Source organism: Streptomyces viridifaciens, assembly GCF_001888885.2.
Lineage (GTDB): Bacteria > Actinomycetota > Actinomycetes > Streptomycetales > Streptomycetaceae > Kitasatospora > Kitasatospora aureofaciens.
In genome coordinates this window covers 1,527,527-1,539,470 of record NZ_CP090841.1, presented here as the reverse complement: position 1 = coordinate 1,539,470, position 11,944 = coordinate 1,527,527, and the positions used below count along the sequence as shown (strand labels likewise).

The 11,944-nt window shown below is 68.3% G+C and carries 2 protein-coding genes; one reads left to right on the top strand and one right to left on the bottom strand.

Features of this window, described 5'->3' with window-relative positions; translation table 11 throughout:
• Nucleotides 1-154: 154 nt before the first annotated feature.
• Nucleotides 155-4,621: a LamG-like jellyroll fold domain-containing protein gene (locus tag BOQ63_RS14355; protein WP_072654387.1), complete on the bottom strand. Its 4,467-nt coding sequence runs from the start codon at nt 4,619-4,621 to the stop codon at nt 155-157.
• A 419-nt stretch (nt 4,622-5,040) separates the two neighbouring features.
• Between BOQ63_RS14355 and BOQ63_RS14350 the strand changes: the two genes are divergently transcribed.
• Entirely contained in the window at nt 5,041-11,910 is a 6,870-nt protein-coding gene (locus BOQ63_RS14350; protein ID WP_050366484.1) for an RHS repeat-associated core domain-containing protein, read from the top strand.
• Nucleotides 11,911-11,944: the final 34 nt, after the last annotated feature.

The following is an 11,944-nucleotide window of genomic DNA, read 5'->3' as shown; positions in this document are numbered from 1 at the left end:
GACCTTACTCGGAGATCCCGGTTGATCACACCGGGTGGTACTGAGGGATTCGTCGAAGACACCCCGCCTGCGATCAGCGACCGCTGCCGGCAGAACGGCGCGGCCCCTCGTCGAGCGGTGGCTCGACGAGGGGCCGCGGTGGTTCCCGGGGCCGTCAGACCGTTTGCTGGGCCTCGAAGATCCAGTGGTGGTTGGCCTGGTCCGCGCACTGCCAGACGTCCAGGCCCTGACCGTTGGTGGTGTTCCAGCCGTGGAGGTCGAGGCAGAGGCCGGAGCCGGGGTTGTACAGCGAGTTGTCGTAGCGGCGGACCCAGGTCTGGGCGCCCGGGTTGCTGCCGCAGTCCTGCGCGACGACTGCGGTGCCGTTGACGGCCGGGCTGTCCGCGGTGCCCAGGCAGCGCCCGGAGACCGGGAGCTTGATCCGGTTGTCCTTGGTCATCGTGAAGTGCTGGCTGTCGCCGTTCCAGCAGTCGTAGATCCGCAGCGGGGCTCCGGCCGAGCCCCCCCAGTTGTCGAGGCACTTGCCGCTGTCGACCGCACTGCGGATCTGGATGGACGAGTCGGTGGTGGCGAGCGTGTTGACCTGCTGGTCCGTCAGCGCGTACGGGTAGGCCCGAGCGTCGCTGATCGCGCCGTTGAGCAGGTCGCCGGGGGTGGCCTTGTTGTAGGTGACGCCTCCGACGTTCAGGCTGCCGGGGGCCGGCTTCCAACCGGCGGGCATCTTGTCGGTGCCGACGGCGTTGCCGTTGACGTACAGCGTGATCGTCGAGGTGTCGGCGTTGAACGTGCCGGTCAGGTGGGTCCACTGGCCGACCGTGACGCCGGTGCGGCCGGTGCGGTCGTAGGCGGAGTACCAGGCCGTCGGGCTCTGGCTGTCGTTGCTCGGCGCGACGAAGGCCCAGTTGTTGAACACCTTCGAGTACTGCAGGTAGAAGGGACTGGCGACGTCGCCGGTGAGCGAGACGGCGGTCTGGTAGCCGTTGGTGTTGTTGACCTTCACCCAGGCCGAGACGCTGTAGTTGCGGGAGGTGTCGAGTCCGGGGTTGACGGCGCCGGCGTTGACGGGTGCGGTGGTGCGGTAGACGGACGCCCCGTCGAAGGAGGTGGCCTTGTTGGCGGCGCGGTTGTGGTCGTCGGTGAGCGTGGCTCCGGTCGGGTAGGTGGTGCCCGGGGCGTCACCGTTCTTGTACAGCTTGTTGGTGTCCCCGGTGTCGCCGCCGGTGCGGCCGTCCAGCGCCCACTGGGCCGGGTTGACGGCCGTGTTGGCGATGGTGCTGGGGCCGACCTGCCAGGTGTAGCCGGCGGTCGGGGTGCCGGGGGTAGTGGGCTTGCCCCACCAGATGTCGATGGTGCCGTCGGCCTTCTTGCCCCACAGGGTGGAGTTGCCGTTGCCGGTGAGGTCACCGTCGGAGCCGAGGGTGGTCCAGGTGTCGCTGGGCACCCCGCCGATCTTGGTCGAGGTCGCGATGCCGGTCAGGGTCGGGACCATGAGCGGCTTGCCGGACGGGTCGTTGATCGGCTGGCCCTGGTTGTCGGTGCCGAGGACGGTGCTGGTGTTGAAGGTGATGCCGTTGAGGTCGTCCTTGGCGCCGCCGTCGGCAGTGACGGCGAGGTTGCGGGTGAACAGGCCGGGGTGGCCCTGCTTGGCCCAGTCGCCGGGGGTGATGAGCTCCTTGTCCTTCCAACCCGAGGCGGCGAGTTGGACGGGCTTGCCCAGGGTGTTGGCGTTCGTCGCCGGGTAGTACCACAGGGCCGCGTCGGCACCGTTGTTGGTGGACTCGACGGTCAGCAGGCCGGTCTTGTTCTTGAAGCCGAGCTTGGGGTCGAGGTCGGCGTTGACCGGGTCGCCGAGGGCGGCGATGCGCAGGGTGGTGGACCAGTCGTTGGCGTTGTAGCCGGCGGCGGTCAGCCAGGAGCAGTCCTCGGTGGACGTCTTGGCGCACTTGGGCTTGGCGAGGGCGACCGGCTTGTCGACGCGTCCGTAGACGCCGGTGTTGCCGGGGTTGGGGTACAGCTTGAGTTCGGGGTCGCCGGTGGCGTGGGCGATGACGTCGTCGATGTTGTTGCCGCCGGTGAGGGTGCCGCGGTGGGTGAGCTGGACGCCCGTCCAGCTCTTGCCGCCCGGGGCCTCGGCCGGGGTCGAGACGGGGGAGACGGACGGGCTCTTGGCGTTCGGGTTGCCCGGGGCGTCGTAGGCGCGCAGGTAGCCGGCCTGGTCGGCCGTGAGGATGTCGGGCGCGCCGTCGCCGGTGACGTCACCGAAGACCGGCGGCGGGCCGTCCGGGTTCCACGGTACGTAGAAGGAGTACTGGGCGACAGGGGAGACGTTACGGGCGTTGTCCATCACCTGCATGTACAGGATGTTGGTGCCCCAACGGCCGGGAGTGACCGGAATCCCGTCCTTGGGCATGGAGCCGCCGCACGACCAGCTCACGTTGCCGAGCTGCGGGTCCCAGCCCCAGCGGGCGCAGATGACGCCGGAGGCGTTTCCGCCCGGTGCGGGGTCGGTGGCGGTGTAGGGCACGAGGCCCTGCTCGCCGACGTGCTTCTTCGTGACCTGGCCGTTGCCGGACGGCGGGAACTTGTCCGCCAGCTCGGCGGCCGACAGGACGTTGTAGACGCTCGGGACGGAGATGGTCGGCGGGGTCAGGTCGACGCCGAAGCGGCACATCGGGGTCGAGGCGGACAGCTGGACCAGCTTGTCGGAGGCCATGGCGCCCCAGCCGTAGACGTGGCCGTCCTTGATGACGCCCTGCTTGACCTGGAAGCCGGCGTTGCCGCCGTTGGGCACCTCGGCGGTGTAGCCGGAGTCGACGTCGGCGCTGAGGTCGGCGTAGTCCCAGATGTGCATCCAGCCGTACAGCGAGGACTGCGCGTTGCTGCTGACCTTGGCGTTGAGGGTGACGTAACCGGGGAAGCCGGCGTCGGAGTTGATCCAGCCGATGCTGTTGCCGTCGCATCCCTGGTTCTCCGCCCACGGCACGGCCGTCGAGGGGGCGGGCCAGACGTACGGGTTGGTCGGGGTGTTGGGCACCCGGTCGTACTCGACCACGACGGCGGGGTTGTAGGTCAGGCGCTTGAACGCCATCCTGTCCGACTCGTTGTGGGCGAAGAGGCCGAAGGTGAGGGTGTCGTGGCTGGGCGCGTACTGCCGGTAGACGCCGGTGACGTCGTAGTCGAACTGGGTGTTGCCGCCGCAGCCGTTCTGGCCCGCACCGCCGACGTTCGCCGAGCCGGACCAGGCCACCACGCCGGGGGAGTTGTTCCAGGTGGTGCTGTTGTCGATCGGCCCGGTGAGGGCGAGGTCGACCTGGTACTGGTTGGTGCAGGACATGTCGGAGGACTTGGCCTCCCAGACGGACAGCACCGCCTTGTTGATGACGATGTCGTTGTACCAGCGGGTGTCGAACTGGAAGTAGGAGCGCTCGATGCCCTTGTCGGTCCGCCAGCCCTGGTAGCCGACGCCCGGCTGCGCGTACTGGTCACCGGAGTTGGCGACGGTGCGGCCGATATTGGAGGTGCCCGGGTACTGGGACTGGGTCCAGGTCCAGGCGTTGGCTTCGCGGCGGTCGTAGAGCCAGCCCGGGTCGATGAACCAGGGTCCCTGGCCCTTGCCGAGGACGGAGTCGTCGGTGGTCAGCTCGACGGCGTCGCCGGAGGCCGTGGTCTTCATAGTGGCGACCTTGGCGCCGGCTCCGGGGCCTTCGGCGGTGCTGTTCCGGTCCTGGTCCTGGCGCGGGTCGTCGCCGTCGCGCTGGGCGGCGGAGGCCTTGCCCTTGGGCGTGCCGGGAGTGCTGGTGGCCGCGACAGTGCTGTCCCACATCTGCGGAGTGGAGGCATGCCAGCGGGTCTTGCCGTCCTTGGCCGTGGCGGTGAGGTTTCCGGCGTCGTCGGCCTTGACGGTGACGCCCTTGGCCTTGGTGGGGAAGCGGACCGTCTTCAGAGCCGGGTTCTTCGCCGCTTCGGCGGTCTTGACGACGAGGACGGTTGAGAGGCCGCCGAGCTTGGAGGCGGTGACCTTGAGATCGATGCCGGGCGCGACCTCCGGGTAGACGAGCGCCTGGCCGCCCGGGTCGAGGGTCGGCTTGGTCAGGGGGAAGGGCGAGTCGATGGTGAGGGACTCGCCGTCCGGGCTGGTGAGGGTGCCGAGCGGGCCGCTGCCGCCGCCGGACAGGTGGACGCCCGCGACGGCGGTCTTCGGCCGGTAGCCGCCCTGGTCGTCGGGGACCAGGGTGCCGTCCAGGTCCGCCCAGGCGCCGTTCTGCTTCACCCGCTGGGGTTCGGCGTGCTGGGTACGGGAGAAGTGGCCGGAGGGGAGGGCGACGGTTTCGCTGGACTCGTCGGTCAACTCTGTTACGGAAACCGGCTTCCCGGTCCGCTTCGCTTCCGCAAGGGCCTTGTCACCGGGGAGTTGGGGCTTCTCGCCGCCGAACTTGGCGTCACCGGCGGAGATCTGGTCGGCCAGTGCCTTCGGGATGCCGGAGGCGGCTCCAGGGGTCGTGCCGGACGGGGAGTCGCCGGCGAACGCCAGCGGTGTGACCGGCCCGAGCGAGGTCAGTGCGAGCGCCAGGCCGACCGCGACGGCGTAGGAGCGCCGCGACGGGTGCCTGGTTCTGCGCATGCCGGAGGAGGCTCCGGAGGGAGCGGGCATGGTGAAGCCCCTTCGAGGAGAGGTGTGTGAGATCGGCCGCGGACTCCGGTGGTAATCGGATCGTCTGCGGAGGTATTGCAGCAAGCTGCCGCATTGCTGGTTCATCGTCAATTGACTTGCCGCGCTTGATGTCCGCTTTGACGGGCCGTCCGCCGATTTCGTTCGACTGTGATCTCAATCACTACCTCAGAGGATCCTCAAGCCGCTCGACTGCTGGATCGTTAGCCCCCTACCCTCCAGCGAGACCTGTCCGCGCCGAGCCGCGGTGCGGACTTCTCATGGGGGTGGAAATGTCCTCTTTTCCCGAACGACCACCCGGTGATGCCGGGTGGGAGACTTCGCCGTCGCGGTGGCGAAAATCCCGTTTGGCGGTGTTGAGCACACTTGCCGTGCTGACCGTCCTGGCGGCTCCGCTCGGCAGTGCCGTTGCGGCGCCCGGGGGCGGCGCGGACAAGGACCGGATCTGGTCACCGCCCGGCACGCCACTGTCCAAGACGGCCTCGGTGCGCGGCGCGACGGACAAGGTGAAGTCGGTGGCGCCGCAGACCGGTTCACCGAACTGGGTGCCGCCGAAGTCGGTGCCGCAGCCCAAGCAGGGCAGCGCGGACGTCGCGCTGGACCCGAGAACCGGCGCATCGAAGCAGGCGGGCGACCTGCCAGTCTGGCTGGCGCCGGTGGCAGGAGGTGACGTCACGTCAGCCGTGCTCGTGCGGGTGAAGGTCGTGGCGCCGCCTGCCGAGGCCGACAAGGGCGCGCAGAGCACGATCGTCGCGCTGTCGAGGGGTGAGGCGGCCGAGGCCGGCAAGGTGCAGGTCGGTCTCGATCTCGGAGCGCTGGGCGTCGGCGGCGACTTCGCCCCCCGCGCGCGGCTGGTGGCACTGCCCGAGTGCGCGCTGACCACACCGTCCGCCGAAGGTTGTCGGACTCGCACGCCGGTCGCGTCGCGCTACGACGAGCAGGCGAAACGGCTGGTGGCGGATGTCGATCTACCGGCCGCGGGTGGCAAGTCGAAGGGCGCACGGACGGAGTCCGCCGTCGCGGCGGAGTCGCTCGCCGCGCCGGGGCAGGTGCTGCTGGCGCTGGACGCCACGCCTTCGGGCGGGACGGGCACCTACAGCGCCACGCCGTTGGCTTCCAGTCAGAAGTGGACGGCCGGAAGCTCGTCGGGGTCGTTCACGTACAGCTACCCGATCGTGGTGCCGCCCTCGCTCGGCGGGTCGGCGCCCTCGCTGGCCCTCGGATACGACTCGGCGTCGGTGGACGGCAAAACGGCGTCCACGAACGCGCAGGCGTCTTGGATCGGTGACGGCTGGGACCTGAGCGCGGGTTTCGTCGAGCGTTCGTACGGGGTGTGCGACAAGGCAGGGATCACGGGTTCGGCGGACCAGTGCTGGGGAGGGCCGAACCTGTCGCTGTCGTTGGGTGGGCATTCTGGTGAGCTGGTACCGGACGATGCCTCGTGCGTTAGTGGTACCGCGACCGATGAGCAGTCGAAGTGCACCTGGCGGTTGAAGGACGATGACGGGACGAAGGTCGAGTTCCTGACCGGTGCGAACAACGGGACGTGGAACGGTTCGTACCTGAAGGTGACGGACACCTTCGGGACGGTGTACTACCTCGGTCTCAACCAGCTTCCGGCGGCAGATGGTTCGCCGAGCAAGGTCGGGCCGGAGAGCAAGTCGGCGTGGACGGTGCCGGTGTACTCGCCGAACCCCGGTGACCCGTGTTACGACGGGTCGAAGGGCAAGGGCTCGTGGTGCCAGACGGCCTGGCGTTGGAATCTGGACTACGTGGTCGACACGCACGGCAACCTGACCACGTACTCCTACACTCCCGAGATCAACTGGTACGCGCGCGGCGGGGCGCAGAACGGCGGCAAGGGAACGAACACCCCGTACACGCGGGGCGGGGTGCTGTCGGCGATCACGTACGGGCAGCTGCTGTCCGACCAGTTGGGCGCGGGGGGCTCGTACCAGGCGGCGGCCCGGGTCGACTTCGACTCGGGTGAGCGGTGCGTCTCGGGGGCCGCGGCGTGTGACCCGTCGCAGCGGACCGCGGCGAACGCCGCCAACTGGCCGGACGCTCCGCTCGACAAGCTGTGCCAGGAGAGCGGCGCCTGCACCAACTATGGCCCCACGTACTGGTCGACGCGGTGGCTGAACGGGATCACGACCTCGATCCGTTCCGGGGGTTCCTACCGTCCGGTGGACAAGTACGAGTTCACCCACGTCTTCAAGACGCCGCAGAACGCGACGGAGAACGCGCCGATCGCGTGGCTGCAGTCGGTGAAGCGGACCGGCAAGGACACCGCCAACGGCCAGGCCGAGCAGTCGCTTCCTGAGGTCACCTTCGCGGACCTGCTGCTGCCGAACCGGGTGGACGGTCTGGTGCCGGCGCGTCCGCGCTACAACCGGCCGCGCATGGCGGTGATCACCAATGAGACCGGCGGCACGATCACGGTCTCCTACACCAAGGATTCGTGCTCGCGCGCGGCCGGGCGGATGCCGGGCTCGGCGGACAGCGACACCATGGCCTGCTTCAACGTGAGGTGGTTCGACCCGCAGCTGCAGTCCACGGTGGACGACTGGTTCCTGCGCTACCCGGTCGACACGGTCACCGTCGACCCGAACGGCAACCTCATCGCCGGTTCTGTGCCGATGACCACCTCCTACACCTACGGTCCGGCCGCGTGGCGCCGCAACGACAGTCCGCTGGTCGAGTCCGATTACCGGACCTGGGACCAGTTCCGCGGTTTCGCGAGCGTGACCGCGGTGACGGGGTCGGGCAAGGACGGCCCGCAGTCGAAGTCGACGACCAGCTACTACCAAGGCATGGACGGCGACATCAAGTCCGACGGCAAGCCCAGGGCGGCCTCGATCGCCGGGGTGAAGAGCGGAAACCGGCCCGACTCCGACTGGCTGGCGGGGCAGGTCCTGGAGACGGACACCTACCCGGACGCTTCGGCCGACGTGGCATCGCCGCTTTCGTATACCGTCAATGCCTATGAGGCTCCCGCAGTTAAGGCCACGCACAACCGCGCGGGCCTGCCGGACCTCGTCGCCCGGTTCCAGGCCACCAGGGTGACCTCGACCACGACTGCCAAGACCACGACCGGTACCCGTACTTCATCGACGGTGACGACGAGCGACCCGGCGAACAACGACAGGGTCATCAGCTCGTTGAGCACCGCAGACGGTACACCGGACGTCTGTACGCGTAACAGCTACGCGACCGGTGCCAACTCGCAGATGACCGGCCTGGTATCCGAAGTGCTCGTGGTGTCGGGCGCCAACGCCTGTACTGCCGACCAGACTTCGGTCAATACGGTGTCCGCCACGCGCACGCTTTTCGATGGCCAGGGCTTCGGCGGTGCGGGAGCCAAGGGTGAGGTCACCGGTACCCAGGTGCTGGACCGCTACGACGGCGGGGGCACTGCCGAGTACGTCACCACGACGACCAGCACGTATGACGCCTACGGCCGGGTCACCTCAGTGGCCGGACCAACGGTCACGGACAGCGCCAACCCGAACGGTGCCATCACGACGACGGCGTACAGTTCGGCGAATCCGGGCGAGGTGCCGAACAAGGTGGTCACGGGCACTCCGGCGCCGGCCGGTGCGCCGGATGCGGGTACGCCCCGGACGTCCACGGTCACGGTCGACCCGGGCCGCGCCCTGCCACTCACCGCCACTGATCTCAACGGCCGCACCACGACCAAGGCGTACGACGGCCTGGGTCGCCTTCGGGCGCTCTGGATTCCTGGGCGCGACACCGGGGCGAGTGCGAGCGTCACCTTCGACTACGCCGTCAGCGGTACCCAGTCGCCGTCCACTGTCACGACGAAGACCTTGCGACCGGGTGGTACCGCCTACGGCACGTCGACGCAGATCCTCGATGGTCTCGGCCGTGGCGTGCAGACGCAGCGCGATCCGGCGGTCTCGGCGTACCAGGGCCGGCTGATCGCGGACACGTTCTATGACTCTCAGGGGCAGGTGGGCCGTACCTTCAGCACCTACTACGAGGACACCAACAAGCCGAACACGACCCGGTGGATCCCGGACGGCGCGATGGTGCCGAGCCAGAGCGTGGTGCAGTTCGACGGTCTGGGGCGTGCGGTGAGCACGCAGTTCGTGGCGCTGGGGAAGGTGCAGACCACGACGACGACGGCGTATCCCGGTGCGGACCGGGTGGACGTGTCGCCGCCTGCGGGTGCGACGGCCACCAGCACGGTTACGGACGCGCGTGGGCGCAAGACACAGTTGTGGCAGTACAGGACGGCTTCGGCGACGGGTAACCCGGCTGACGCGGACGTCACCAACTACACCTACACGCCTGGTGGTCAGGCGGCGACCCGGGTGGACCCGGCTGGGAACACCTGGAGCTTTGGCTACGACCAGCGCGGCAGGGTGGTGCGCGCCGACGATCCGGACACGGGTGTGTCGACGCGAACCTACGACGGTGCGGGGCGGTTGGCGTCGACGATGGATGCGCGTGGTCAGACGGTCGTGATCACGTACGACCTGCTGGGTCGCAAGACGGGGACGTTCAACGGTTCGGTGGCTCCGGGGAACCAGTTGACGGGCTACACCTACGACACGGTTGTGAAGGGGCAGCCGACGGCGTCGACCCGGTACGTCGGTGGAGCGGGCGGTGCGGCGTACACCAAGTCGGTCGGTGAGTACGACGTGGCGTACCGGGCGACCAAGACCTCGGTCTCCATTCCGGGTGCGGAGATCGGCAAGACCGGGCAGGTGACCTTCGACTACACGGCGGCCTTCAATCCGCTCAGTGGTTCGATCGTGTCGGAGGGCCGGGCTGCGGCGGGTGATCTGGCGCAGGAGGCGGTGAACTACAACTATGAGGACTACGGTCAGCTCAACGACGTCAGTGGTTCGGGGTACACGTATCTGCGGCAGGCTGACTGGGACGCGTACGGGCGCAACGTCCGTGACACGGTGAACCCTTGGGGCACCCAGGTCGTGGCGACGAACACGTACGACGAGTCGACGGGCCGCTTGCTGACCCAGTACGTGGACAAGCAGACGTCCACGACCGGTACGGTCCAGAACACCACGTACGCGTACAACCCGGCGGGTCGGATCACGGCGATCCGTACGGTCCCGGACAACAGTCCGGACCAGACGGACCTGCAGTGCTTCACCTATGACTACCTCGGTCGGGTGACGACGGCGTGGTCGGACACCGGGAATCTGAACCAGCCGACCCCGTCGCTGGCCGGGCAGGGCGCCTGCGCCAACTCCACTCCCACGAGCGGGGCTTCGACGGCCGGGACGACGACGGTCGGTGGCAGTGCGCCGTACTGGCAGGACTACACCTACGACGCGGTCGGCAACCGGACCCGGCTGGTCATGCACAACCCGACCGGCGACCAGTCGAAGGACCTGGCCATCGACCAGGTCTTCCCGGCGGCCGGCTCGCGCAACGCGCCGACCTCGGCGGCGGGCACGGGCGGCGGCACCGGTGGTGTGCACGTCCCGACCACGGTCAAGTCCACCTTCCCCAACAACGGCAGCACACCGGGTGGTTACCAGTACGACGCGGCGGGGAACACGACGAAGATCGCGAACCCGGGGGCGAACAAGACCCTGGGCGCCGGCTTCGTCCTCAACCCGGGCGAGTCGGTGCGCTCCAGCAGCGTGCAGCTCACGATGCAGACCGACGGCAACCTGGTGCTGACGTCGCTGCGGACCGGGCTGGTCACGTGGTCGACGAACACCGCGAACCATCCGGGTGCGTGGGCGACGATGCAGGACGACGGCAACTTCGTCGTCTACGACCCGCAGCGCGTGCCGCTGTGGTCCTCCCAGTCGTGGGTCGGCCCGAACAGCAAGTACTTCGCGGTCGTTCAGGACGACGGCAAGTTCATGGTGTACGCGCCGGGCTGGGTGCCGAAGTGGGACTCCCACACCTGGACGACGGTGGACGCGGCCAACGGTGCGGACCTGACTTGGGACGTCGAGGGCAAGCTCGCGACGCTGAAGCAGGGTAGCGCCACGACGTCCTACGTCTACGACGCGGACGGCAACCAGCTGATCCGCCGCAACCCCGGCAAGGTCACCGTCAACCTCGGCGACGGAGACGAACTCACCTACGACAGCGGCTCCAAGACCAGCACCGGGACCCGCTACTACGCCCTGCCCGGCGGCGTCACCCTCGTCCGCCAGGGCCCGACCAAGCTCACCTACCAGTTCACTGACAACCACGGGACAGGCACCCTGTCCATCGACTCGGCCACGACCAGCGAGACCCGCCGGTGGACCGACCCGTTCGGAGTGCTGCGCGGCTCCGGCGCGGCCAACTCCTGGGCCGGCGACAAGGGCTTCGTCAACGGCCTGAAGGACGACGCGACCGGCTTCACCAACCTGGGCGCCCGCCAGTACCAACCCAGCACCGGCCGCTTCCTCAGCGCCGACCCGCTGATGCTCCCCGATGACCCGAATCAGTGGAACGCCTACGGGTATGCGAACGGGAACCCCGTGAATTACTCGGACCCCACCGGTCTGGCCCTGGAGGAGTGTGCCAACGGGATGGCCGTGTGCACGAACCATGGGACCGTGATCGACACCTCCAAGGACAGCCCGATCTACAACCAGGTCGTCGCCGAGATCAAGGCCGGGGAGGCCACCCGCCGGGCGGGCTACGAGACGTACATCCACGGTGCGCCGCCGGCAGGCAGCCCCGCCAACAACAAGAAGCTGAAGCCGGTCCCCGCCTCCGACGTGATCAAGGACATGCCCTCGGGCGGCGACGATGTCGTGGCCACCTCCACCGAGAAGACGTGGGACGACTATCTCAACATGAACATCGGGGCAGAGGTGCAGATGGCAAAGGAGGACACGGTCAAACAGCTCACCGAGAGCAGGTCGAAGACCAAGCAGTGGACCAAGCAACTCGCTGACAAGACCACCAAGTCCGAAGGCCGGAAGATCGCCGGATCGCTGGAGGCCTGGGACGTCGTCAAGATCGAGGCCGAGGGAAACTGGAACACCACCACCGAGACGGGCAGCCAGACGACCGACGCCACGACCGATGCGAACACGGTCACTATGACGGAGCCTGTGAAGGTCAAGGCCGGACAGGAATATGGGTGGGCGCCGCTGTTCCACAAGAATTCCTACCAGACCACCTATTACCACAAGAACGGGACGGTGACGCGGAAGGAGTGGTCGACCATTCAGTTCGTCAGCTGGAACCGCGTTACCTTCGATTCGCCGCCCGAGATGCACGTCGACAGGTGACGGCGCGGTCGCGGGACGGCATGGAGAAACGACT